The following is a 24,864-nucleotide window of genomic DNA, read 5'->3' as shown; positions in this document are numbered from 1 at the left end:
TTATCCTACCAATGAGCTTGCCGACCCTACGGTGCCGGTACTGCCGATCTGCTGTTTGCGGCCGCCAACCAGATAGACGATTTGGAACAGGGTGCCGTTCGGCAGCGTCTCGTGCATGCCCGGGCCATAGAGTACTTGCGGGGTCAGGATCTTGCCGATATCGGCGCGGTTCGGCACTGTGCCAAGCAGATAGGCACCGCGCGCCATCAGGACCCGTGTTTCGCCGTCGGTGACGGAATAATTGAATTGCGCAACGAACACCGAATGATGGTTGGTATCCATCTCGCGAATGATATGCGCCTCGTTGTTGCGCAGCCATCGCTGGAGCCAATGCGTCAGCGACATCTCGTTGGCTTTTTCGGAGAACATCCGGAAAAGCGATGCGGCGGCTCCCATCGCCTGACCACGCGCCGCGAATTCGCGCGGGCCGCTTTGATAGGAAAAGTAGTCGTAGGACGGCCCGCGGCCTGCGCGCTTCACGGGCGGAAGATCGGCCTGCTTCACGGGCTCCATTTGCAGTGCCGCTGACGAAACGGAAAAATCTACCATGGCGACCTCTTTTGAGGGACGTTTGCCGAAACATGCCGATCGCAACAAAGCACGATCTGGCAGCGGACGCGCTTCCGGCGCGCTGATGCCAGCGCGCCGGAAAACGATACTGATGTTAGGCAGCCTTGGTCGTTGCCAGGTCGTAGGATGCGATCATCGGCGACTGCGGCGTCTGCGAGTCGTCGTAAGGCGTGTACTTCACTTCCATCTTGGTGAAGTTGAGCTTGATCGTCTCGACCGGGCGGTCGCCGTTGGAATCGACCGAGTAGCTGGCGATCAGCGTGTTGGTAAGCGTGTACTCGATGTAGGTATCGCCCGGGTTGCCGGTCGTTACCAGATGGATCACGGCCTGCTTGCCGGTGCGGCCCGAGCATGCTTCCTGGAACAGCTTCGTCGACGAGGAATCGCTGACCTTGGTCAGGATAACTTCCGAAACGGTCGGCTCGGAAGCTTCGCGATTGGCAGCCGAGCCGGCTGACGTCTTCATGTTGCGCGAGACATTCCAGTGGATGACTTCGATGTCCATCCACTTCTTGTGCTGCTCGTGGGTTGCATCACCCTGAATTCCGTCGATCTGCAGATAAATCGGCATGCTCTGAACTCTCCTGTTGAGATTTGAATTCGCCCTGTCGCTGCAGGGCGGGGTTACCCTTCCGTCTAATGCCGCATCCGGGCGCTGTGTTCGTCCGGGGCTGCTTTATTCGCCGTGCCGCCTTCCTCGGGGCCAGCGAATTCGTGGTCACCCACCGGATCCTCCTCGACGAGAAAGCGGTGATCGTGAAAGCTGATGGTGATGCCGCCAACCTTGCGCCCCTGCGCAACCGCGTCGAGGAAGAAGGTCGAAAGCTCGGGCAGAAGATCGCGGCCAATCATGGTTTCGATGGCACGCGCGCCCATCTCGCTCGCCTTGGCGCGGCCAACCAGCGCCTCGCGGGCTTCGGGGGCGAGCGAAACACTTGTGCCGTACGAGGCGGCGACGCGATCACGGATGCGGCCGATCTGAATGTCGACGATCCCGCTCAGCGTCTCGCCGTTCAGCGGCATGAAGGGCAGAACGGTCGCGCGGCCGATAAAGGCCGGCTTGAAGTGTTTCTGCAATTCGGGAAGCAGTAGTGCTTCCAGCGCCTCGCCCTCAGGCATAGTTTCCGGGTCTGCCGCCAGGGCCGCCAGCAGTTCGGAGCCGGTATTGGCGGTCATCACGATGGTGGTGTTCTTGAAATCGATGTCCCGGCCCTCGCCGTCGCGCAGCGTTCCCTTGTCGAAAACCTGGTAAAATACTTCCTGGACGCCCGGATGCGCCTTGTCGATCTCATCCAGCAGCAGCACGCCATAAGGACGACGGCGAACGGCCTCGGTCAGGACGCCGCCCTCGCCATAGCCGACATAACCGGGGGGAGATCCGAGCAGCAGCGAAACCTTGTGCTCCTCCTTAAACTCGGACATGTTGATGGTCGTCAGATACTGGCTGCCGCCATAAAGAAGATCGGCGAGCGAAAGCGCCGTCTCGGTCTTGCCGGTTCCCGACATGCCGACGAGTAGGAAGACGGCGGGCGGACGACGTGGGTCGGAAAGGCCGGCGCGGGCGGACCGCATAGCGGCCGAAATCCGTGCGATCGCGTTATCTTGTCCGAGCACGCGCTCCTTCAGCCTTGCATCGAGCGTCTTGACGGTCTCGACCTGATCAGACAGCAGTTTGCCAACGGGAATGCCGGTCCAGCGCGCGACGATCCCGGCTATCACTTCCTTATCGACCACGCGGGGAACCAGAGGCGCCTCTCCGGCAACGTCGGCAAGGCTGCGCTCGGCCTGTATGAGAGCCGCGCGAGCGACCTCGACGGATGAGCCATTGGGCGGGAAAAGAGCGACGTTGCCGCCGCGCTGCCGAATGCCCTCTTCTACCTGCTGATCATCAGGACCGCCGAGCGCGGCTTCGATGCGATCGGCCTCAGCCGATAGCCTGATTTCGGCGTCGAGCTTGGCCTGTAGCCGTTCGATCTCACCTACCACCTCGACCTTTTCGCGTTCGATGATCGCAAGACGCTCGACGATATCCGGGCTCGGCGGCTCGGCTGAAAGCGCGGCGGCTTCAACCTCGAGCATCTGCTGCTCGTTACGCAATTCCTTGAGCGCCTCGGGAACGGTCTGCCGAGCCAGCGAGACGGCTGCCGCCGCGGTATCGATGAGGCTGATTGCCTTGTCGGGCAATTGCCGCGCCGGGATATAACGCGCCGAGAGGCGGACGGCTGCCGCGAGCGCCTCGTCGCGAATACGTACCTTGTGATGAGCCTTGAAGCTGCCGACGACGCCACGCAACATGCGGATTGCGGTTTCTTCGTCGGGCTCAAGCACCTGAACGACCTGGAAGCGCCGGGTCAGCGCCGCATCCTTCTCGATATAGCGCTTGTATTCGCTCCAAGTCGTGGCCGCGATCGTCCTGAGCTCACCGCGCGCCAGCGCCGGTTTCAGAATATTGGCGGCATCCCCCTGCCCGGCCTGTCCGCCGGCACCAATCAGGCCATGCGCCTCATCGATGAAAAGGATGATCGGCTCCACGGAGGCCCGCACGGCCGCGACAACGCCGTGCAAGCGGCGCTCGAACTCGCCTTTGACGCCGGCGCCGGCCTGCAGCAGGCTGAGGTCGAGAAGAAGAATCCGTACCGGCTTCAGCATATCAGGCACGTTGCCGGACGCAATTTCCAGTGCCAGCGCCTCGGCAACGGCCGTCTTGCCGACACCCGCTTCGCCGACCAGCATCGGATTGTTCTGGCGGCGGCGCATCAGGATATCGATCACCTGGCGCAGCTCGCGATCACGTCCGACAACCGGATCTATACGGCCAAGCCTTGCATCCGCCGTCATATCGCGTGTGTAGAGGCGCAGGAATTCGTTCTCGCCGGCGGCGGTAACGGTTTCGGAATTCTCTGACAATGACGATGCGCCATCGGAAGCGGAAGTCGCGTTCAATTTTTTTTCGAGCGCGTTGCGATCAAGGCCGCGCAGCGAAGGCGCCATGCCCCGCGCCATGATTCGCAGCGACTGGTCGTCGCTCAACGCGGTCAAAAGATCGGCGACCGTGATGTGGCTCCGCCCACATTGGAGCGACGCGACAAGCCAGGCCTCGCGCATCAGAGCGAGCAAATTTTGAGAGAGCACCAGTGCGGCACCATCGCCTCTCGGCAGGTCGGCGATGGCGCTATCAAGCTCGGCGCGGAGCGCCGCGGAAGAAACGCTAAGCTCTTCAAACAAAGAGCTAACTTCGGATATATCCAGCAACGACAATATCCAATGTGCGACATCGACATTCGCATGGCGATCACGTGCTGCAAGCGATGCTGCAGCCTCGAGACCGACGCGCAATGCTGGCTCAAGCGTTCTGATCAGACGATTGAGATCGATGTTCGACACCTAGAAGTTTCCTCCCTCTGGTTACATTTCAACCACACGCTCCAAATCGCGGCAACAACTAGGGCGGTTATTTCCATACGTCCAGATGGACTACAAAAAATTTTTCACGTGGTCAAAAAATGGAATCGTCATAAATCTGTTGCAGAATAGACATGGTTGACAAAGGAATATATCGACCTAACTATCACGCCCTCTAACGATGTAGTTCATGATATGGAGTTAATTCCCTGCTGAACGTTCGCGACATAGAAAATCCATTTGAAGAAAACGCGCCGTGCGGAGAAAATCTGCGCAATAATACTTCTATGCGTGAAATATACTATAGAATAAAGGATGCAAGAAACCAGGCTCGCGCGGCGGAACGAGGTATATCGCCGGGTGAAAATATTAGCGTTTCGCCTCTTTGGACAGATGTCAGCAATCTCGGATTGCAGATTATTTCTTCAAAAAGTAAGGACCTCGAAGTATTAGCATGGTTGGCTGAAGCGGAATTACGTCTGCGCGGTTTCGAAGGGTTGCGGGACGTCTATCATGCAATCGCGTCGCTTTTGGACAAGCATTGGGAGAAATTTCATTCCGTCGGTGTCGACGATATCGAGGAACGACTTGCCCCGCTTTCGGGCCTCAATGGCATCGGCGGCGAAGGAACCATCATCCAAGCGATCAGGTTGTCGCCGCTCATTCCTGGCGCGAAATTCGGCCAGTTTTCCCTCTGGGACTTTCAGCTCTCGCAACGGCCCAACGAAGTGAAGCGGCGTGACGAGTTAAGTCAGGCAGTTCTCGATGCAGGCACGGCGGCGATGAGTTCGCATCTTGAAACGGTCAATGGCTGCATTGCCGCCTTCGGCCGGCTCGTATCGGTTCTGAACGAGCGCTGCGGGCAGATGGCGCCGCCGAGTTCCAACACGCATAATGTTCTGCAGGAGGCGGCCTTGGCGCTTCGCTCTCTCGCCGGCATTGAATCGCCTGAGTCCGTGGCTGCGATGGAACCGCAGCCGGAGGACGGCGAGCAGGCGCAAACACGTCCGCGCGCGCTAAGTGCTGAACAGATCGGCTCGCGCGAGGAGGCCTTCGAGCTGCTGCTTGCCGTGGCGCGCTACTTCCGCCGCACTGAACCCCACTCTCCGATCTCGATGTCGATCGAGACGATGGTCAGGCGCGGTCGCATGGATTTTTCCGAACTACTGGCCGAATTACTGCCGGAGCAGCAGGCTCGCAACGCCGTGCTGACGGCGGCGGGCATCCAGCTGAAATCGAATAAGAATGGGTGAGAAATACAACCTTCTTCTTAACTTTTTGCAACCGGCCCTTTCCAAAGTCGAGTTGCGCCACATCTGTAGAGCGAATTTGCCGCTGGCATGGAAGGAGAAACTTTATGGCGAGTGTTCACGAAAAGCTGGAGCGAGTGCGCAAGCCCAGGGTCCACATCAAGTATGAGGTGGAGACCGAAGGTGCGATGGTCGTCAAGGAATTGCCTTTCGTCGTCGGCGTTCTCGGCGACTTCTCGGGTAACCCGACCCAACCGCTGAAACCGTTCGGCGAGCGCAAATTCGTTCAGATCGATCGCGATAATTTTGACGATGTCATGCGCCGCATGACGCCCGGCTTGAACATCTCTGTCGAAAACACGCTGGAAGGCGACGGTTCGCAGCTTCCCGTCTCGCTGAAATTCGAGAGCATGCGGGATTTCGAGCCGGGTTCCATCGTTAGTCAGGTCCCGGCGCTCAAGGCCCTCCTCGATGCGCGCAACCAGCTCCGCGATCTCATGAGCAAGGCCGACCGTTCGGAAGAGCTGGAGCGGCTGCTGGAAGACGTGCTCCAGAACAAGGCTGATCTTTCCAAGCTGATGTCCGAGCTCGGATTGGCCGAAAAGCCCGCCGCAAGCTGATCGTCGTCGGCGATCAGCCTAAGCCGATCGCCCAGTTTCGTTTCAAGCGGCCGATAACGACAGATTTGAACTCCATCGGTATCGCCCGCATTTCCGCAAGGATCGAAAAATGAGCGCTGAAAGCCAACTGAAGACCAAAGAGGCCGAGTTCGCGCCCGAGGAAAATCTGCTGTCGCAGATCGTGGCGGCCACCAGGCAGACCGAGCCCGATCGTGCGCAGGATCTCCTTAGAACGCTGACCGATCAGGCACTCAAGGGCACCGTCACCTATGACCGCAACCTGACGGTAACGCTCAACAAGGCCATTGCCGAGCTCGACCGGAAAATCTCCCGTCAGCTTGCCGCAATCATGCAGTCGCCCGAATTCACCAAGCTGGAAGGCAGCTGGCGCGGCCTGCAATATCTCGTCAAGAACAGCGAGACCAGCGTCAACCTGAAAATCCGTGTGCTGAACGCTTCCAAGCGCGACGTTTCCAAGGATCTCGCAAAGGCAGTGGAGTTCGATCAGTCGCGGCTCTTCAAGTCGATCTACGAAGACGAATTCGGCACGCCGGGCGGTGAGCCCATGGGCGCCCTTATCGGCGATTACGAATTCGACAATTCCTTCGATGACGTGCAGACGCTGCAGGCGATTTCGTCGATCGCGGCCGCCGCTTTCGCGCCGTTCATTTCGGCCGCAAGCCCGCGCATGTTCGGCTTCGACGACTATCGCGAACTCGCCCGTCCGCGTGACCTGGAAAAGATCTTCGAAACGGTCGAATACGCCAAGTGGCGCAGCCTGCGCGAGAGCGAGGATTCGCGCTTCGTGACACTCGCCCTCCCCCGCGTGCTTGCCCGCATGCCCTATGGCCCGAAGACCAATCCGATCGACGACTTCGCTTTCGATGAAACCGATCATTCGAAGACCGGCGAGCTCGAGCACAATTCCTACTGCTGGATGAATGCAGCCTACGTGATGGGAACGCGGCTGACGGATGCCTTTGCCCAGAGCGGCTGGTGCACGGCGATCCGCGGCGCGGAAAACGGCGGCAAGGTCGAAAACCTGCCGATGCACATCTTCTCGAGCGACGATGGCGACCTCGACCTCAAGTGCCCGACCGAAGTCGGCATCACCGACCGTCGCGACGCCGAACTCGGCAAGCTGGGCTTCCTGCCGCTCTGCCATTACAAGAACACCGATTACGCCGTGTTCTTCGGTGCGCAGACGACTCACAAGCCGAAGGTTTACGACAAGCCTGAAGCAACGGCCAATGCCGCGGTTTCCGCGCGCCTGCCCTACATGATGGCCACCTCGCGCTTTGCCCATTATCTGAAGGTCATGGGCCGCGACAAGATCGGCTCCTTCATGGAAGCGCAGGATTGCGAGAACTGGCTCAACCGCTGGATCGCCAACTACGTCAACGCGAACGACGATGCAGGCGAGGAATCTCGCGCCAAATATCCGTTGCGCGATGCCAAGGTGACCGTCCAGGAAGTTCCGGGCAAGCCGGGCTCCTACAACGCCGTCGCCTGGATGCGCCCCTGGCTGCAGATGGAAGAGCTGACCACGTCGCTTCGCATGGTCGCGCGCATTCCGAGCAAGAACTAGGAGGGGCGGCGCGGCGATCTCCTCGCCGCGCGCCTTCAGTCAGCGCCATGACCGTGACAACGACGGAACCGAGAGCAGCCTGGCCGCGTCAGGTGCATCGCGTGATCGCCATGATCGACGATGCGCTCAACAAGCAGGTCAATGCCATCTTGCACCATCCGGACTTCCAGGCAATGGAAGCGCGGTGGCGCGGACTTGCCATGCTGATGCGCCACACCGGCCGATCGGAAGAGGTGAAGGTCAAGATCCTCAGCGTCAGCTGGGCTCAGCTGACGCGGCATCTGGAGCGGACGACGGAGTTCGACCAGAGCCATCTCTTCGAGCTGATCTACAGTCGCGAATTCGGCATGCCCGGTGGAGAGCCGTTCGGTCTGTTGATCGGCGACTACGAGCTTTCTCCACAAGATCGGGTCAGCAGCGATACGGTCGGCGCGCTCACGCAGATCGGCATGGCCGCCGCCGCTGCCTTCTGCCCGTTCGTAGCCGCCGCCGCACCACAGGCCATCGGCCTGCAGGATTTTGACGAGCTCAATCGCGTCCAGGATTTTTCCTGGCTGGCCTATGATCCCACCCGCATCCGCTGGAATGGGCTTCGCGCGCGCGAGGATTCCCGTTTCCTCGGGCTGGTCGCCCCACGGATCCTGATGCGCGCGCCCTATGAGGCGTTTTCGCGCGAGCGCGACGATCGGTTCCCTTTCCGCGAAAGCATCGCAGCCGATGGCAGCACCTTGCTTTGGGGCAATGGTGCCTTCGCTTTCGCGATGATCGTCATCCGCAATTTCATCGAAACCGGCTGGTTCGCCGATATTCGCGGCGTGACGCAGGACGCCATCGATGGCGGCATGCTGAGCGCGGAGGAGCTCGCTCCCTATGATCTCGGCATCGAAAGCAACGGGTTGTCGCAACAGGCTCCCGTCGAAATACGTCTGACCAGTGGACAGGAGCAGCAGTTGTGCGAGCTCGGCATCGTCCCTGTAGCTACGACATATCTCTCCTCGTCGGCGATCTTCAATTCCAATCAGTCCCTGCATGCGCCGCCGCATTATTCGAGCGAGCACGCCCGGCAAAATGCCCGCATCGCAGCGATGCTGCAATATGTGCTGTGCGCCTCGCGCTTCTCGCACTATCTAAAGGTCATCATGCGCGATGACATCGGCAAGCTCGCCGATAGTGCCTCCATTGAACGCAAGCTGAACGATTGGCTGTCAACCTACACGCTTGGCAACGACGACGCCGACCTGTCGCTGCGCACGCGTTTCCCGTTGCGCTCGGCCGGCATCAGCGTCGATGAAATTCCCGGCAAGCCGGGCATGTTCGCCTGCACGGTACGGCTGCAGCCGCATTTTCAGCTCGACGACGTCTCGACAAGTTTTCACCTCATCGCGGAAACGGCGAATGCGACCTATGCATTCTCCCGCCCCGCGAACACGCAAAGGATGTCCGCATGACGCTCTCCGCCAGGATCGCCGAAGCTCTTAGCGAAAACGCGCTCGACGACGCAATTGAGCAGGCGAAGGCACATGTAAAGGCAGCGCCGACGGACAAGGATGGCAGGCATATTCTGATCGATCTTCTGATCCTTGCCGGTGATTACGCGCGAGCCGATGCGCAGTGCAATATCGCGACAACATTCGCGCCGGAAGACATGATGGGCTTCGCTATGCTGCGCAACCAGCTTCGTGCGATGGCTGCACGTTTGGCCTGGTTCGAGGAAGCGGCGGTGCCGGAATTCCCGAACGGCCCGACGGCGCTCGATCAGGCGACCATGAAGGTGGCGATCGCCCATCGCGACCATTCTTCGGATACGGCCGCGGCACTGCAGTCCCTTGAGGCGATCAGGGGTGAACGGCCATTGCGCTGGAATGGTCAACTCGTTTCGGACCTTCGCGATCTAGATGATCGGATCCCGCATGCTCTTGAGGTCATCATGACCGGCGGCTCCTATCTGTGGATCGACTTTTCCAGGATTGCCGCGCTTCGCCTTGAGCCGATTGCCCGCCCCCGCGATCTCGCTTTCCGCAGGGCCGAGCTTGAGCTCGTGGACGGCGCTAGCGCACCCGTGCTGCTGCCGGCGATCTATCACGGCACGACAGGCGCCAAGCTGCTGCTGGGCCGCGAGACCGAATGGGTCGACGAGCCGACGGGCATTACCACCGGCCGCGGCCAAAAGTGCTTCCTGGCGGGCGACGATCTGGTTTCCTTCCATGATCTGAAGTCGCTGGAAGTTGCTGCAAACTCTGCCGGGACGAGGCGCGCTGCCCATGGCTGATCCGTTGGAGCGCTACAGGCCGCGAGAAAGGATCGTCGCGAGGTCGATCATCGATCGACTGATCGACGGGGACCCCGATCGCCTGCAGGATCCACCGCTGACGGCGGCCGAGCAACTGCGCGAACTGCGCGAATGCATTCGCCGCGATCTCGAAGCTCTACTCAACACGCGCCGCCGGCCGACTGCTCCGCCCTCCATTTACGATGAACTCGGCGATGCGCTGGTGTCCTTCGGCGTCGATGGCATGGTCTCGGCAAATCTCGTCACCGATGAAGCCAAGAGCCGTCTCGCACGCCTGATCGAGCGGCGCATCACGCTGTTCGAAACGCGGCTTTCCGATGTGCAGGTGAGTATCCTCAAGAGCCGCGGAAATGGCGAACGAGCCTTGCGGCTGCGCATCCACGCGACCTTCCGCGTGCATGAGGGTATGCCGCCGATCAGCTTTGAATCGACGATCGACCCCTCCACTCAGCGCTTCCTGGTGGAGGCCAATAATGGCTGACGGCTTCCTGCAGCGTTACAACGACGAGCTGGCCGCGATCCGTCGGCGTGCGGCACGTTTTGCCGACGCTTTCCCTAAAATCGCTGGTCGTCTACGCCTGACGGGCGAGGTTGCGGACGATCCGCATGTCGAACGGCTGATCCAGAGCTTTGCCTATTCCGCCGCCCGCGTGCGCCAGAAGCTCGACGACGAGTTTCCGGAACTGACGGATGGGTTGCTGGAAACTCTTTATCCGCATTATCTCGCGCCATTGCCCTCGATGAGCATCGTGCGCTTCACGCCAAGCAGCACGCTAACATCGGTGCAAACCCTGCCGCGTCACACCGAAATCTTCGCGGAGCCGATTGGCGGCGAGAGCTGCCGCTTCCGCACGACACAGGATACGCTGGTCGCGCCGATCGAGATCGTCTCGGCTTCGCTGACTGGCCACCCGATCAGCGCGCCGCCCTCCCCTCATGCAGGTGCGGCCGGTTGTCTTCGCCTGTCGATCCGGGCACGAGATGCCAACAAACCGCTCAGTGAGATCGGCGTGGACAGGCTGCGGCTTCATATCGGTTCGTCCTGGCAGCAGGCCGTCGCCATTTACGAGCTTCTCGTCAATCACACGCTCGGCATCGCACTTGCCCACCACGCCGATGATCGAGCGCCGGTCACGCTGCCGGCGGCCGCGCTCCGCCCGGTCGGCTTCGAACCGGACGAGGCGATCCTGCCCTATCCCAACTCAAGCTTCACCGGTTATCGTCTGCTGACGGAATTCTTCGCCTGGCCGCAGAAATTCCTCTTCATCGATATCGTCGGCCTGAAGGCCTGGCGTGGCGAAACGCTGGAAATCTTCATTTATCTCGATGAAAGCAGCGTAAAGCTGGAGCGCGCCATCTCCGCCCGGGATTTCGTCCTGAATGCCACTCCGATCGTAAACTTGTTTCGCCAGAGTTGCGAACCGATCGCACTCGACGGTGCGCGCACCGAATATCGCGTGCTTCCCGATGCTAGACGGCAGAAGACGCGGGAGATCTATACGATCGAGAAGGTGGTCGTGTCGGCGCGCACTGGGGACGAGGAAGAGTGCCAACCCTTCTTCGGTCGCAGCCTGAAGGGCGGAGCCTCTACGCTCTTTTGGCAATGCACGCGCCGCTTTGACGCCGATGACCATACCTCGGACATGGAAATCGCGTTCGTAGACCGCGCTCGCCGGGCAAGCGGTCCGCTTGACAAGATCGCCAGCATCGACGCGCTGTGCCTTAACCGCGAACTGCCGGAGCAATTGCCCTTTGGCGGCGGTCATCCCTATCTGCAGCTGGCTTCCGGCAGCGAGGCAGTCGGCTCAGTCGAAGCCTTGATGGCACCTACGCCTTCCGTGCGAATGAACGAGCAGCAAGGGCGCAACTGGCGGCTCATGTCGCATCTCCAGCTCAATCATCTTTCCATATTCGACAATGATGGCGCCGCGCTGAAGGATATTCTTGCGCTCTATGCTTTCAGGGACAGCCGCGAAACCAGACTGCTCGCGGATGCTCTTGTGCGGGTCGACGCCAAAAGCTCGATGACGCGGCTTGGCGGCGGCGGGATGGTGACGGGCACCGATATCACCCTGGAGTTTGATCCGGCCGCCATCGACAGGCCTTCGGCCTATCTCTTCGGCAGTGTCCTCGACCGGTTTTTCGGGCTTTACACCTCGATCAACAGCTTCACTCGCCTTTCCATCTCGATGAAGGGGCAATCGAAACCAATCGCCGTCTGGCCGGCGCGCGCCGCCGAGCGGCCGCTATTGTGACGAGGGAGATGAACGCAAGCGATGGACCAGTTCCGGCCAAGTGATAGCGAAATGCTTGCCGCGCTGCTCGAACGCGACCCCGGTCGTTTCGAGCCATCGACGGCGTTTCGTATCGCCCAGCACGCGGCCGGTGATCATTTGACGGTGTCCTCACCCGTTGGCGTTTCGCCGGTGCCGCTTGCCATGAGCGACTTCAAGCGAAAGGGCGGAGCGGGATCGATCAAGGCAAGCATGGCCGGTCTGCTCGGGCCACTCGGTGCCATGCCGCCGAGTTACAACGAGCTAGTCATGCGCGAAGAGCGCAATCGAGCTCATGGCCTTTCAAGCTTTTTTGATCTCTTTACGAGCCGCCTTGCGGAGCTTTTCGTCGATGCCTGCGAGAAATATCGTCTTGCGCGCGGATTGCGATGGAGCCGGGACAGAAACGGAAACGCCTTTATCAAGACCCTGTTCGCACTGACGGGTTTCGGTACCGCCCGGCTGAGGGAGCAGGTACGCCCCGATGACGAACTGATCCTCCGATTTTCCGGATTTTTTTCGGCCAGAAACCGCAATGCGGTCAATCTGCAGGCCATGCTGCAGGAGTTCAGCGGCCTGCCGGTTGCGATCGAATTATTCAAAGGCAGATGGCTTTCCATTCCCGAGGGCGAGCGCAGCCGCATGGGGCAGCCGCAGGGTGTGCAGCTTGGCGTGAACTCGACCGCGGGCGCGGCAGTCCATGATTTCGGCGGCAGTTTCCGCGTCGTGATCGGCCCGGTCGATTATGAGGATTACCGGTCTCTTTCTCCGGGCAGCGCCAGTATAAATGCGCTGTTTGCCCTGACGCGCCTTTATGTGGATCCGTCGCTCGATTTTGACATTCAGGTGGTTCTGAAGAAGGAACACATCCCATTTTGCAGGCTTGGCGACGTCGATGATCCGCCGAGGCTCGGATGGAATAGCTGGGCGCGCGTCGCGGCGGCGGATAGAGACAGTGGCGATGCCATTGTCGCCGAGCCACGCAAGGTGAAGCGCCAATCCGATCAAGGAGTCCCCCATGCGGCTTGAACTGCGGCAGACAGCCGGAGAAGGTTCCAGCAAGGGGTGGTTCTTCGAGCGGGGCAAACGCACACTCGGTCGATCGCCCGATTGCGATTGGCAGGTTTCCGATCCAAAGCGGCTGATTTCGAAAATTCATTGCGCGATCGAACGCGATCGCGCCGGCTTTTTCGTGCGGGACCAGAGCGCCAATGGCACTCGTGTGGACGGCGCGACCATTTTCGAAGGCGAGACGGCGAGACTTACGGATAAGTCCAAAATCGCATTCGGCGACGTCGCGTTCACCGTCGTCATTACTGGGGAAGCTGATCGCGAGATGGACGATCCGGCAGCGGATCTGCGCCTCAGCGACGAAAGGTTGACGATCTCGTCGATCCTTGCCGACATCGCGCCCGGCGGCGGCACGGCAACCGGCGTACTCGGGCAGCGCAATGGCGACGACTGGATCGCCGGGCTGGCGCAATCGTCGAAAAATGGCAAGTCGCCAAGTAGGAATGTCGACATCGGCTGGAACGGCCCGCCCGATGTCAACGGCATCAAACCGATACTTCCGGATGATTGGAATTCGGACTTCGAGCTGGGCAGCCAGCTGGAACATGGCGCGGCAACCCATGTCTCCGTTGCCGTTGCCCGCGATTCCGGTTCCGAGACGGTCGAAACTGCAAAGACGATCATTCCGGCCAATGATATGCGCGCCGCCGACAATACGGATCAAGGCCTAGACGATGCGAGTTTTGCGCTGCAATTCGATCCGCTGCGGCAGCTCGAAGCGCTCGTTTCGACGCTGGAGCAGACACTCGACGACGAAGCCTCCATCTTCGGAATTGAGGACAGCCGGGCCGGTGCGTCTACGTCATTGTTCAGTCGCGAACGGACGGAGCAATTGGCCGACCGCCTTCGATCGCTCATTTCGAGGCAATCCACGCTTAACGCCGGTCTTGAAAACCTTGTTCGCGAAGCCAATCGGATGTTCGAGCCCCGCATGATCGAGGCGCATGTCGATGCCTCCCAGCGCAAGGCTCTTTGGCGCGGCAACGGCGATTACTGGAAGGCTTACCGCGCGCAGTTCGAAAGAGGCGGCAGAAGCATCTCGGTCCGCGACCTGCTGGCCGAGGCGTTCAGCGCCCACGCCCATGGCCGCGACGAAGACGATACCGCCAGTTTGGCAGAGAGGACGGGCAACACCCGATGAAGAACGAAAATCGCGTGGCTTGGAGCGAGGGTATGTTCCTTCGCGTGCAGCATTTCCAGCAAGCCGACCGCTGGACGGAGAGGTTGGTCCGAACGACCGCGCGGGGGCTCGCACCTTACCCCTGGGGCATCGCCGAGATCGGCATCGATCGCAGCGCGCTCGCGATCGGCCAGTTTGCTTTGTCGAACCTGCGCGGCATCCTGCCCGATGGCACGCCCTTCGAAGCGCCTGTTGATGCGGATCTGCCGCCCCCCTTGGAACTCGACGATTCAACGAAGAACGCTATCGTCTATCTGGCCCTGCCCAGCCGTCAGCCTGGAAGAGCCGACGTCGCCATGAACGGCAGCGCCATGCGCAACAGCGTGCGCATAACAGCCTCGCAATATGAGGCGCCGGATGCGAATGTGGAAACCGACTTCATGGCGCCGATCGATGTCGGCCGCCTGAACCTGCGCTACCTGAAGACCGGCGACGAACTCGCTGGATACGACTTGATCGGCCTTGCACGCATCATCGAGGTTCGCTCCGACCGTTCGGTCATTCTCGATCCGGATTATATCGCCCCGTCGCTGAATTGCGCGGCCGAAGCACGTTTGAATGAGCTCATTACCGAATTGCTCGGAATCGTGCGGCATCGCGCTGAAGCAATCGCCGAGCGCATTGGTGACCCGACGGTGCGTGGAACCGCCGAGGTCGGCGATTATTTTCTGCTGCATATTCTCAATCGTGCCGATCCGATGCTGCGGCATATCGCGGCGAATGCTTCGCGGATGCATCCGATCATCTTCTACGAGGAATGCATCCAGCTAGCCGGCGAACTCGCCACCTTCACAACCGATCGCAAGCGGGCGACCGATTTTCCGCCCTATCGCCATGACGATCTGAAGGCGACGTTTGCCGCTGTGTTCAACGATCTGCGCGCCTCGCTTTCCGCGGTGCTCGAGCAGGCCGCCGTTGCGATCGAACTTATCGAACGGCGTCACGACGTGCGCGTCGGCACCATCAACGACCGCTCGCTGCTCAAGGATGCGGGCTTTGTGCTTGCCGTTCGCGCCGAGATGTCGGCCGAGGATGTCAGACGCAAGCTGCCCGCGCAGATCAAGATCGGCCCTGTGGAGCGGATCGCCGAACTTGTCAATGTCGCACTACCCGGCATTCCCGTCAGGCCCCTTCCCGTGCTGCCGCGGCAGCTGCCATACCGGTCCGGCACGATCTACTTCGAACTCGATACGAAGAATCCGCTTTGGAAACAGCTTGATACCTCCGGCGCGATCGCGCTGCATCTCGCGGGCGACTTCCCTGGTCTGGAGATGGAACTGTGGGCTCTCAGAGAATGAACACACCACGCTCAACACCCTGGCACGAACTGCCGACGATCATCGAGCTGACGGAGGACGGCGCGCGCAAGAACGAAGCAGCCCGCAAGGTGGCCGATATTCTCGACGAGGAGCTGGATAAGCAGCCGAACGACAAATCGGGCAATGCAGCCGGCGGCTGGTCCGTCGATGCGCTGATCCGCGGCTTTCGCTTTGGCGGTGATGATGTTCCAACCATCGTGCGCTCGGCCGCACCATTGCTCAATCTCGCTCACAGCCTGCGCAACACCGAACAACAGCCCGACATTGCCGAGCTCAGGCAGCTGACGATCGATGCGGTTGGGCGCTATGAGCGCGATCTCGCGGGTGCGCGCATCAGCCCGGAACGAGCACGCGCGGCGCATTATGTCATCTGCGCGACCATTGACGACGTGGTTCTGAGCAAGCCTTGGGGCGTACGCGCCGGCTGGGCGCGATCCGGCCTCGTCTCGACCTTCCACATGGACGTGACCGGCGGCGACCGGGTTTTCGATCTCCTGGACCATTTCCAGCAGAGCCCGGGCACCAACAAGGACCTGCTGCTTCTCATCTATCTCTGCCTGTCGCTCGCCTTCGAAGGCCGCACGCGCGTTTCGCCGCGCGGATCGCTGGAACTCGGGCGTATCCGCGACAGTCTCTACAAGACGTTGCTTGGTCAGTATGGTGTTTTCGAACGCGAGCTGTCGCCGCACTGGCGCGGCGTTTCGGCGCGCCACAAGCCGCTGCGCACGGCTGTCGCGCTTTGGACGATCCTTTCCGTCCTCGCGCTTCTGTTCGCGCTCGGCTACATGTTCTTCACGCTTTCGCTCAACAACGCCTCCGACGCCACATTCGAGCGCCTGGCCAACCTGCCGCCACGCGATACGCCGAGCGTTCTGATCGACGCGCCGAAGCCGAAAGAAGTCGCACAGACGCCCCCTCCCGCGAAGAAGCAGCCGGAAATACCGCCGCAGGTCAAGCCGCAGCCGACGCCGCTCGACAATCTGCTCGCTTTCCTGCAGCCAGAAGTCGACCGCAAACTGGTCACGCTGTCGAATTCCAATGGCAGGCTACTGGTGCGCATCAACAATTCCGGCCTGTTCGACACGGGCAGCGCCGAAGTCAGCGCTAAATTCCGCGATCTCCTCCAGCGCATCGGCGGAGCGTTGGCTTCGGAAAAATTCCGTGCCGTCGTCGTCGGCTATACCGACAATGTGCCGATCCGCACGGCGCAGTTCCCGTCGAACTGGCATCTTTCCGAGGCTCGCGCCCGCGCCGTCGGCGATATTCTTGCCGCCTATACCGGCAAGGAGGCCATTCTCACGGAAGGGCGCGCCGACAGCGATCCGCTCGCAAGCAACGACACGGCGGAAGGCCGCGAAGCCAACCGCCGGACGGAGATCCTGGTGCTGACCGACCCAACACAACGTCTTGGCGATGCAGCCCTCAATCCGCAGGCAACACCACAAACGCCGAGCGCTAATGCACCGGCTACATCCGCGACGACGGGAGGAGTTCGATGAATCCGCTTGGCGCGTTTTACACGCTTCGCTCCTATGTCTCGGCCTATGCCGGTCTTCTCGGTCAGCGCTTCATCTCGCTGATCTGGGTCGTGGCGATCTGCGTCGTCATCTGGTTCTACGGTTCCATGGCCGGCTATGGTGCTTTCAAGCCGCTGTCGAGCAGCACCGCCCGGATGATCGCGATCGGCGTGATCGTAGCGGGTTGGCTGATCTACATGCTGGTGACGACCATGCGCGCGCGCAAAAGGGACAAGGCGCTCGTGGAAGGTATTGCCGACGATGCCGCCAGCCAGCAGGCGGAAGTCGGCGAAATCCATAGCCGCCTGAAGGAAGCCCTGCTGCTTCTGCGCCGCATCAGCAAGAAGCGTTTCGGCTATATCTACGAACTGCCCTGGTATGTCATCTTCGGCGCGCCGGGATCGGGAAAGACGACGGCGCTGACCAATTCGGGGTTGAAGTTCCCGCTCGGCGATGCCATGGGCAGCAATTCCGTGCAGGGCGCCGGCGGCACCCGCAACTGCAATTGGTGGTTCGCCGACGAGGCGATCCTGATCGACACCGCTGGCCGCTATACCACGCAAGACGATTTGAATGGTGCGTCCAAGGCCGGATGGGAAGGCTTTCTCGGGCTGTTGCGCAAGTACCGCCGCTCGCAGCCGATCAACGGCGCGCTCGTCACGCTCTCGATCAGCGACCTTCTCAGCCGCGATCATGAGGCACAGCTCGAAGAGGTGCGTTCCATTCGCAAACGCCTGTCGGAGCTCGACGAGTTCCTGCATGCGCGCGTACCCGTCTACGTCGTCCTGACGAAGGCCGATCTTCTGACCGGCTTTGTCGAATTCTTCGACGGTCTTGCCAAAACCGATCGTGAGCAGGTCTGGGGCACGACCTTCAATCTCGATGAAAGCTATAAGGGCGAGAACCTGCCCGAGCGTTTCATGGAAGAGTTCGCGCTGCTGCAGCAGCGCGTGGATGCCATGCTGATTGAACGCCTGCAGCAGGAGCCGAATATCGAGGTTCGCGGTCGCATCTTCCGCTTTCCTGCGGAGCTTGCCTCATTGGGAGAGCGCCTGCAGGAGCTGTTGACCGAGCTCTGTGCATCCTCCAGCCTCATCGAATCCCCTCTCGTTCGCGGCGTCTATTTTGCTTCGGGCACGCAGAGCCGCGCGACGGACACTCCGCGCACGCGACGCAGCTATTTCCTGTCGCGTCTGTTCAAGGAGGTCATCTTCGGCGAGGCGTCGCTGGTCGCCCGCGACAGGCGCCTTTCGGGCCGGCAAGCCATGATCAGACGGATCGCTTATGGCGCGGCGGCCGTCGCGCTTGCGATCGTCTTCACCGGCTGGACGGCAACCTACTTTCAGAACTCGCGCGCGATCGCGGCAGCAGAGCGGCGGATCGACAATTACGAGAAGCTCGCAAGCGGTATTCAGGTGCGCGATGTCACCGACGCGGATTTTCTGCGGGTCCTGCCGGCGCTCGACAATCTGCGTGCGGTCAACAGCGGCTTCGATGAGGCGCGCGTCTGGCCGACCAGTTTCGGCCTGGACCAAGGTGACAAGATCGCCAGCCGCCAGCGCGGAGCCTATCAGCGCGCCTTGAACGCGCTGCTTCTGCCTCGTATGCTCGTGGCACTTCAAAACGAGCTCAAGCAGACATCGGACGTTCAGAAGACTTTCGACGCCTTGAAACTGTACGGCATGCTGGGTGGATTGGGGCCGTCCGACAGGGATTTCGTCGCGCAGCAATCGGAAGACATGTTTGCTGCACTTTACCCCGGCGAAGGACGCTCGGCCACGCGCAAGGCGCTCGCTGCTCACGCAGAGGCCATGGCAGCGGGCAGCCTGCCCGCGATCGAGCTGGACAATGCCCTGATTGCCAAGGCACGGGAAACGATCCACTCGCAAAGTCTTGCGGCCCGAGCCTATGATATCCTCATCCATTCCCGGCAGGCTCGCCAGCTTGATGCCTGGCTCCCTACCGACGCATTGGGGCCGCTCGGAGCCCAGATTTTCCAACGCAAATCCAAGACAGCGCTGCGGGAGGGCATTCCGGGAATTTTCACGGGCAAAGGTTATCGTGACGTGGTGCTGCCGATGGTCGCGACCGCAGCCTCCGAAGCGCTCAAGGAACAATGGGTCCGCGGTGACGGCGGCGCGGCTCCTTCGACAATGACCACGGACGCGATTTCCCAGGCGACGCTGCAGCTTTATTTCGACGCATTCCAGCAGCAATGGTCTTCGTTGCTGGCCGATCTTCAGGTGCGCCCATCGAGCAATCTTGCCGATGCGACCGAGACGGCGCGCATCCTGGCGGCCAATCCAAGCCCAGTGGAGATGGCGCTGAAATCCATAGCAGCCGCCACCGACCTGCGCCCTCACGTAAGTGCCGAGATTGCCTCGCTCGACGACGTGCCGGACGTGGCGCTGACAGCCGCCACCACAGGCGCGGTCAGCGCGCCCGATCCTTACGGTCCGTTGCGGGCCGCGCTCGAGGCGAATGCCGTCAATGCGCAACCGGCATCCCAGGACGGCAACGCCAATGGCAACGATAAGCCGCGCTCCCAGATCCAAAGTCTCCAGCCGATCCTCCAGAATATCTACGGCCAATTGTCGCGCGCAGCGAACTCGACGGCGGAAGTGGCACGTGTCTTCGACGCCGGCGGCCAACTCGCCAATGCCAATCAGGACTTGCTGCAGCAGGCCCGCGGGCTGCCGGCGCCGGCCGATGCATGGATGGTGGCGGTTGCCGCAGATATCGGCTCGCTGGCGGTCAAGACGGCCCGCGCCCGCATCAACGATCTATGGGCTGCGGAAGGCGCCGATCTCTGCGCCCGCATCGTAACCGGTCGCTATCCGTTCGACCGGAAATCCAGCCAGGACATCGCCATGGCGGACTTCATCCGATTGTTCGGACCGCAAGGCCTGTTCCAGTCTTTCTTCAAGAACCGGCTGGATGCATTTGTCGACACGAGCGCTCAGCCTTGGGGCTGGCGTGGTACTTTCGGCGGCGACAGCATTCCGAGCCAGGCAATCGCGCAGTTCGAAAATGCCAGCAAGATCGAGCATGCCTTCTTTCCGGCCGGCAGTGAGAAACCCTCGATATCAATCAATATCAAGCCCGTTTCGTTGTCGGACAATGCCAATTCAGTGATGGTTGATATCGTCGGCGAGCATGTCCTTTATAATCACGGACAAATAGTGCCAAAATCCATAACCTGGCCACCCGCTGGCGCAGTGAACCAGTCCAATGTCAGATTTTTCCCGGGAGATCTGCAACCGGCCATCACACAGACCGGCGACTGGTCGCCCTTCCGCCTGTTCGATGCCGCCAAGGTGACGGTCCAGGCCCCCGATCTTTTCCGGGCTCGATTTGAGGACAAGGGCCAGACGGCGGAATTCGACGTCCAATTCGGCTCGGTGCTTAATCCCTTCCGGCTGCAGGCATTGTCCGATTTCAGCTGCCCGGCGCAATTCTGACGGTCCGCCGATGAACGAGCCGCTCGCCCGCACCCAATCGCCGATGCAAGCAGATGCGGTCGGCTTTTTCGGAAAATTGCCGACGCATGGAGATTTCGTTTCCGCCGCGCTCGGCTCGCGTCTCCAGAGCGAACTCGACCAATGGGTTCACAATGGCCTGATCGCACTGGAAGCGACATTGGGATCGGATTGGCGCCGGCTGTTTCATGCGACGACCGCCTGGCGCTTCGTCGTCGGCAAGGGCGTCTGGGGGCCGTCTGCTGTCGCAGGCGTCCTTCTGCCCAGCCGTGACCGCGTCGGCCGAAGTTTTCCTCTGATTATCGCCGCTCAATTGCAGCGCTTCTCCGGACAGCTGCGTGATCTGTGCGAAGACGATAGCTGGTTTACCGCTGCCGAAGCCCTGGCGGAGACCTCCGACAAGGCCGATTTCGCGATGAGCCGTTTCGTCGAGGGCATCAAGCGGCTTCGCCCGCCATTCATCGACAAGCACTCAAGCGTGATGCAGTCCGCCGCAATGAGCAATGCTCCCGCACCGGGCTCGCTTTGGTGGCGTATCAATCCCGGCACGCGCCAGGGCAAAGGGTTCCGCACCGCGGCCGCTCCCACCGCACAGGATTTCGTCAAGCTCGTCACGGTAGAAGCCCCGAAAACCCCTGTCAGCGTCGAGCCGGATATATACTCTGCTGCCGCAATCGAAGCGCCACAAACGGCGAAGACTGAATCGTCAGATTTTGCGATAGCGTACAGCCATGCCAGCCATGCCGGAACGCGTCTCTCATTGAATGCCGATGCGCTTCTTATAAGCGCCGCACCGCATATCTTCGCGATAGCGGATGGTGTCGGCGATGGCATCAGCGCCATCGAGGCGGCAAGAATAACGACGGGAATCCTTACCGGTATTTCGCAGCGTGAAGCGCTGCAGCCGCTGGTACAGGATATCAAGAGCAAGCTCAACCATGCCCATGCGATCCTACGCGCCAAGGCTGCCACCGCCGAACGCGAGCCTCTCGTCGCCAGCGTCGTGACCGCGACCTTGCTAGATGGCGAGTTTGTGGCGATATGGGCGGGAGATGCACGCTGCTATCTGCTTCGCGACGGCATGATGCGGCTGTTGACCCACGACCATATCGACATAGGATTGCGGCGCACACTTGGCCGAGCTCTGGGGCTGAAGGATCAATTCGTCTCGGAAACCGTTGGCGACCAGCTTCAACGCGGCGACAGGCTCCTGCTTGCAAGCGGTCCGCTTTCGCGCACGCTGACCGATCGCGTCATCGCGGAAATCCTGATCGAGACGCCGCTGGAACAAGCGGCCGAGGCGCTGATCCAGGAAGCACTCATCGCCAATTGCCGCGAAAATGTCAGCGCAATTGTCATCGGCGCGACATGAGTGGCGATACCAACGACGAGGGCATTAAAAGGATTGCGGCCAGCTTTGCTGAGCTGCTGCATCTCCTCACCCATGATGGCAATGTCGAGCGACCGAAGATGATGCGCGATCTTCTGATCGATCGATTGCGCGATGCATTGGACCGACGCCTGCCATCCCTTCCCGAGGGTGAAACGGCTATGATCGGAAATACCTTTCTTGTCGAAGCAATTGTACACCGCAACGACCGGACCGAAATCAGGCGGTTGCGCCATCGCGATCTCGGCACCTTTCATGTCATGAAAACGATCCCGCCGGATCGGATGAATGAGGCAACCGCCAAGGCCTTGCTGCTGCGGGAAGCGAGCATCGGCATGTCGCTACGCTGCAACGACCTTGCCACTACTCAGTGTGCCATCCGCCTGCCCGATGGGCGACCGGCGCTCATTATGGAATGGATTGGGCCATCCTTGTCTCAACGATTGGCGGAAGTTTCCCTGTCGGAGGCGGATGTCAGGGCCGCGGCGAAGTCCATGCTCGCCGGACTGAGCGCGATCCATCACGCCGGTTATGTCCACGGAGATATTTCGCCGGCCAATCTTCTGCTTCAAGATGGTGATCTCAATCAGCTGAAAATCGCCGATTTCGGGACAACGGTAGAATGTGGAAGCCGATACAGCGATCTCGACATCGCCAAAGCGATGACGCCTGGCTTCACAGCGCCGGAGGTTTCAGGCGATACCGCCATGCAGATCAGCGCCGATCTTTACTCGGCCGGATGCGTCATCAACCTGCTTCTGGACCATTGTGACGAGGCCCAGGAATCAATCGCTCAAATCAAGGCCGCTGCCCGACATCTGGCGGACCCGGCGCCTTCCCAAAGGCCGCCAAACGCTATGGCGGCCCTTGCCTTGATAGAGGCGATCTAGTTTCAGCCCTGTCAATTCGAGGAGGAACTACCTGGAAGCGGGGCCGCAGCTGTCGGCGCGCTCTTCTGATAGACGGTCAACAGCTTGGCAAAATCGACCGTGTCCGCATTGCTGGCGAAGATCGTGTCGCCATCCTGCATCTTGAACTGCTGCATCAGCACGAAATTCGAGACTTGCTTGAGATTGACGCTGTAGATGATCGGCTTGACCGAAACAACGGCCGGAGCGCTGGAACTCTTGGCTGCGCCCGACGCAACCTGCGAGTAGCTCTTCTGGTTTCGGAAAAGATAGAAGTTGCGGGAGTCCGCGCGGTCATCGAGCAGGCCGCCGGCACGGGCGAGCGCCTGCGCCAAGGTGGTCTGGCCAGGCTCAAGTGGGAACTCGCCGACGCTCTTGAAGGCGCCGAGCGCCGTGAACGTCTGCAAAGAGCCACTGACGAACAGTTGATCGCCAGGCAGGAGGCGCACGTTCTGCTTGCTATCCTGAAGGATGCGATCCAGAGGCGCGCTTGCTCTTTGCGAACCGCGCGTCAGCGTCACCGTCGTGTTGGCCGGCGCGGACGATGCGCCGCCGGCGAGCGCAAGAACGTCAAGCACGCGCTCCCCACGGGCTGTCAACGGGAAGCGGCCGGCGGAGCGCACCTTACCATCGACTGTTACGGCGCTGGACGGCTTGTCGACGACCGTCACGACAGCCTGAGGATTGACCGAGGAGCCTTTGAGGGCGGTGACGATCTTCGACTGCAGGCCTTCCGGCGTGGAATCGATGACGCGCTGCTTGCCGACGTATGGCATGGTGACGAAACCGCGAGAATCGACGGTGAAGCGGCCGAGATTGAGGGACTTGCTTTGGGTGGCGGACAGCAATCCGTCCTCGCCGGTATCCAGCACCGTTACGTCGAACACGTCGCCCGGCCGCAGGCGTGCATCCGAAACGCCGCCCGAGCGTAGGCTTGCCAATCCCTGATCCGTGTACGCATGGGACGATGCGACGATCTGCGCACCCATCGGAGCCTCCGAGAGCGGCACGACCGGAATCTTCCGCTGGGTATCGGGCATCCTTGCGTTGCGAATATTGAGGGCGCTCGGTCCATCGGATGGTCCCGCGCAGGCGCTGAGTGCAACCAAGGGTAAAATCGCCGCCCATTTCCGCATTCCGGAATCTCCTTCGGATGTTAGAAGCAAGGCAGAAATATCAACCAGAAGGCGGGAGGCAATATCCGGACCTAACAAATAGTGAATTGTGACAGTTCGGTTGTTTACCATTGTGTCCAAATGGCAACCGAATAGGAGTTCAGCACCTCTTTGACGGCTCTCTGAACAGCCTCATTCGGGCCGCTTAGCGCCTGAAATACGAATCATCAGAGCGAATTGAATTTCGAAAATCATGCGATGTGTCGATCAAGGAGACGGGCAGCCCAACCGTTTACGCGATTGGATTTTCTAATCGGGCAAATATCGCCGTGCGTGTATTCACAACCTCTGAAGTACTGATCATTCCCGCCTTCCCCCGCATTATGGTCTTGAGAGCGCCTGCTACCAAGAGATGTCGTTGGCCGATCGCTTTTTGCGGCTGAAGGAGATGATGAGATTCGAACGCACGACCATTTGGCCGTTCACCAGCTCCCTGAAATGCATGATAATGTCCTTTATCATCGATATGGGAGAACACGATGATGCGCGTATCGATCTCGAATGAAGATGCTCCGGAAGGAGGCAATGTTGCCGTGCAGCGTCATCTCTTTCTTGCCACTTTCCGATCTCACCTCGCACATTCGGAATGAAGGTGAAGGATTCATAATAGTTGATAAACCCCGACCTTCTTCCGTTCGATGGTGTACAGCATGATTAGTGCCGATCTGGGAAAGCAGCGCATGCGAGAGCGTCTGCTCATCCATAAAACCTCCTTGTTCGAAGTCTGGGCCACCCCAGCGGTTCAAGCAGGAGGTCTCTCAAATACCGTGTAGAACTCGTCCAGCCCTCCGCCGCAGGTGGAGGTTTATTATCGAAATAAAAAACCCCGGAA

Annotated in this window: 18 protein-coding genes; 14 read left to right on the top strand and 4 right to left on the bottom strand. The window is 60.4% G+C overall.

The window, feature by feature from the left end; all coding sequences use genetic code 11:
* The 3 genes from FBZ97_RS26700 to tssH form a co-directional block, all read right to left on the bottom strand.
* Positions 1-549 (bottom strand): hypothetical protein, encoded by a 549-nt coding sequence (locus FBZ97_RS26700; RefSeq protein ID WP_113352219.1) that lies wholly within the window; start codon positions 547-549, stop codon positions 1-3.
* A 115-nt stretch (positions 550-664) separates the two neighbouring features.
* Positions 665-1,141 (bottom strand): type VI secretion system tube protein Hcp, encoded by a 477-nt coding sequence (locus FBZ97_RS26695; protein WP_069613675.1) that lies wholly within the window; start codon positions 1,139-1,141, stop codon positions 665-667.
* Between the two features lie 65 nt (positions 1,142-1,206).
* Entirely contained in the window at positions 1,207-3,954 is a 2,748-nt protein-coding gene (gene tssH / locus FBZ97_RS26690) for a type VI secretion system ATPase TssH (protein ID WP_113352220.1), read from the bottom strand.
* A 230-nt stretch (positions 3,955-4,184) separates the two neighbouring features.
* Here tssH and tssA point away from each other — a divergent pair, with 230 nt between their 5' ends.
* From tssA to FBZ97_RS26620, 14 genes are all read left to right on the top strand, one after another.
* Positions 4,185-5,225: a type VI secretion system protein TssA gene (gene tssA, locus FBZ97_RS26685; protein ID WP_113352221.1), complete on the top strand. Its 1,041-nt coding sequence runs from the start codon at positions 4,185-4,187 to the stop codon at positions 5,223-5,225.
* 104 nt (positions 5,226-5,329) lie between these two features.
* Positions 5,330-5,842 carry a type VI secretion system contractile sheath small subunit gene (tssB, locus tag FBZ97_RS26680; RefSeq protein WP_069613678.1) on the top strand — a complete coding sequence of 171 codons (513 nt, stop codon included), beginning with the start codon at positions 5,330-5,332 and terminating at the stop codon, positions 5,840-5,842.
* 109 nt (positions 5,843-5,951) lie between these two features.
* Positions 5,952-7,430: a type VI secretion system contractile sheath large subunit gene (tssC, locus tag FBZ97_RS26675; protein WP_095437909.1), complete on the top strand. Its 1,479-nt coding sequence runs from the start codon at positions 5,952-5,954 to the stop codon at positions 7,428-7,430.
* 47 nt (positions 7,431-7,477) lie between these two features.
* Complete coding sequence (gene tssC / locus FBZ97_RS26670) at positions 7,478-8,878, top strand: type VI secretion system contractile sheath large subunit (RefSeq protein ID WP_145322886.1); 1,401 nt, start codon at positions 7,478-7,480, stop codon at positions 8,876-8,878.
* Positions 8,875-9,699 carry a type VI secretion system accessory protein TagJ gene (locus tag FBZ97_RS26665; RefSeq protein ID WP_113390698.1) on the top strand — a complete coding sequence of 275 codons (825 nt, stop codon included), beginning with the start codon at positions 8,875-8,877 and terminating at the stop codon, positions 9,697-9,699. The genes tssC (FBZ97_RS26670) and FBZ97_RS26665 overlap by 4 nt, the downstream gene beginning before the upstream one ends.
* Positions 9,692-10,201 (top strand): type VI secretion system baseplate subunit TssE, encoded by a 510-nt coding sequence (tssE, locus tag FBZ97_RS26660; protein ID WP_113390699.1) that lies wholly within the window; start codon positions 9,692-9,694, stop codon positions 10,199-10,201. The genes FBZ97_RS26665 and tssE overlap by 8 nt, the downstream gene beginning before the upstream one ends.
* Positions 10,194-11,975, top strand: coding sequence for a type VI secretion system baseplate subunit TssF (tssF, locus tag FBZ97_RS26655; RefSeq protein ID WP_145322884.1), 1,782 nt, complete (start codon positions 10,194-10,196; stop codon positions 11,973-11,975). The genes tssE and tssF overlap by 8 nt, the downstream gene beginning before the upstream one ends.
* 21 nt (positions 11,976-11,996) lie before the next feature.
* Positions 11,997-13,022 (top strand): type VI secretion system baseplate subunit TssG, encoded by a 1,026-nt coding sequence (gene tssG, locus FBZ97_RS26650; RefSeq protein WP_113352227.1) that lies wholly within the window; start codon positions 11,997-11,999, stop codon positions 13,020-13,022.
* A complete protein-coding gene (locus FBZ97_RS26645; protein WP_113390701.1) occupies positions 13,012-14,205 on the top strand; it encodes an FHA domain-containing protein in 1,194 nt (397 codons plus the stop codon). Before tssG ends, FBZ97_RS26645 begins: the two co-directional genes overlap by 11 nt.
* A complete protein-coding gene (tssK, locus tag FBZ97_RS26640) occupies positions 14,202-15,542 on the top strand; it encodes a type VI secretion system baseplate subunit TssK (protein WP_113352229.1) in 1,341 nt (446 codons plus the stop codon). Before FBZ97_RS26645 ends, tssK begins: the two co-directional genes overlap by 4 nt.
* On the top strand, positions 15,539-17,062 hold the full coding sequence (tssL, locus tag FBZ97_RS26635; RefSeq protein WP_113390702.1) for a type VI secretion system protein TssL, long form: 1,524 nt from the start codon (positions 15,539-15,541) through the stop codon (positions 17,060-17,062). Before tssK ends, tssL begins: the two co-directional genes overlap by 4 nt.
* Positions 17,059-20,541 carry a type VI secretion system membrane subunit TssM gene (gene tssM / locus FBZ97_RS26630; protein ID WP_113352231.1) on the top strand — a complete coding sequence of 1,161 codons (3,483 nt, stop codon included), beginning with the start codon at positions 17,059-17,061 and terminating at the stop codon, positions 20,539-20,541. The genes tssL and tssM overlap by 4 nt, the downstream gene beginning before the upstream one ends.
* A 10-nt stretch (positions 20,542-20,551) precedes the next feature.
* Complete coding sequence (gene tagF, locus FBZ97_RS26625) at positions 20,552-21,931, top strand: type VI secretion system-associated protein TagF (protein WP_113352232.1); 1,380 nt, start codon at positions 20,552-20,554, stop codon at positions 21,929-21,931.
* Positions 21,928-22,839, top strand: a complete 912-nt coding sequence (locus tag FBZ97_RS26620) for a protein kinase (RefSeq protein ID WP_113352233.1) — start codon at positions 21,928-21,930, stop codon at positions 22,837-22,839. Before tagF ends, FBZ97_RS26620 begins: the two co-directional genes overlap by 4 nt.
* Positions 22,840-22,850: 11 nt before the next feature.
* Here FBZ97_RS26620 and FBZ97_RS26615 read toward each other — a convergent pair whose 3' ends face one another.
* Positions 22,851-23,993: a polysaccharide biosynthesis/export family protein gene (locus FBZ97_RS26615; protein WP_113352234.1), complete on the bottom strand. Its 1,143-nt coding sequence runs from the start codon at positions 23,991-23,993 to the stop codon at positions 22,851-22,853.
* Positions 23,994-24,864: the final 871 nt, after the last annotated feature.

Source organism: Rhizobium sp. ERR 942 (genome assembly GCF_007828395.1).
In the GTDB taxonomy this organism is placed as follows: Bacteria; Pseudomonadota; Alphaproteobacteria; order Rhizobiales; family Rhizobiaceae; genus Rhizobium; species Rhizobium dioscoreae.
Note: the sequence above shows the minus strand (reverse complement) of the source record. Positions and strands in the feature narration are given on the sequence as shown.

What these genes read in the sequence shown, in the direction of transcription:
- FBZ97_RS26700 (WP_113352219.1), bottom strand. Translation starts at nt 549, where the DNA reads ATGGTAGATTTTTCCGTTTCGTCAGCGGCACTGCAAATGGAGCCCGTG.
- FBZ97_RS26695 (WP_069613675.1), bottom strand. Translation starts at nt 1,141, where the DNA reads ATGCCGATTTATCTGCAGATCGACGGAATTCAGGGTGATGCAACCCAC.
- tssB (WP_069613678.1), top strand. Translation starts at nt 5,330, where the DNA reads ATGGCGAGTGTTCACGAAAAGCTGGAGCGAGTGCGCAAGCCCAGGGTC.
- tssC (WP_095437909.1), top strand. Translation starts at nt 5,952, where the DNA reads ATGAGCGCTGAAAGCCAACTGAAGACCAAAGAGGCCGAGTTCGCGCCC.
- tssC (WP_145322886.1), top strand. Translation starts at nt 7,478, where the DNA reads ATGACCGTGACAACGACGGAACCGAGAGCAGCCTGGCCGCGTCAGGTG.
- FBZ97_RS26665 (WP_113390698.1), top strand. Translation starts at nt 8,875, where the DNA reads ATGACGCTCTCCGCCAGGATCGCCGAAGCTCTTAGCGAAAACGCGCTC.
- tssE (WP_113390699.1), top strand. Translation starts at nt 9,692, where the DNA reads ATGGCTGATCCGTTGGAGCGCTACAGGCCGCGAGAAAGGATCGTCGCG.
- tssF (WP_145322884.1), top strand. Translation starts at nt 10,194, where the DNA reads ATGGCTGACGGCTTCCTGCAGCGTTACAACGACGAGCTGGCCGCGATC.
- tssG (WP_113352227.1), top strand. Translation starts at nt 11,997, where the DNA reads ATGGACCAGTTCCGGCCAAGTGATAGCGAAATGCTTGCCGCGCTGCTC.
- FBZ97_RS26645 (WP_113390701.1), top strand. Translation starts at nt 13,012, where the DNA reads ATGCGGCTTGAACTGCGGCAGACAGCCGGAGAAGGTTCCAGCAAGGGG.
- tssK (WP_113352229.1), top strand. Translation starts at nt 14,202, where the DNA reads ATGAAGAACGAAAATCGCGTGGCTTGGAGCGAGGGTATGTTCCTTCGC.
- tssL (WP_113390702.1), top strand. Translation starts at nt 15,539, where the DNA reads ATGAACACACCACGCTCAACACCCTGGCACGAACTGCCGACGATCATC.
- tssM (WP_113352231.1), top strand. Translation starts at nt 17,059, where the DNA reads ATGAATCCGCTTGGCGCGTTTTACACGCTTCGCTCCTATGTCTCGGCC.
- tagF (WP_113352232.1), top strand. Translation starts at nt 20,552, where the DNA reads ATGAACGAGCCGCTCGCCCGCACCCAATCGCCGATGCAAGCAGATGCG.
- FBZ97_RS26620 (WP_113352233.1), top strand. Translation starts at nt 21,928, where the DNA reads ATGAGTGGCGATACCAACGACGAGGGCATTAAAAGGATTGCGGCCAGC.
- FBZ97_RS26615 (WP_113352234.1), bottom strand. Translation starts at nt 23,993, where the DNA reads ATGCGGAAATGGGCGGCGATTTTACCCTTGGTTGCACTCAGCGCCTGC.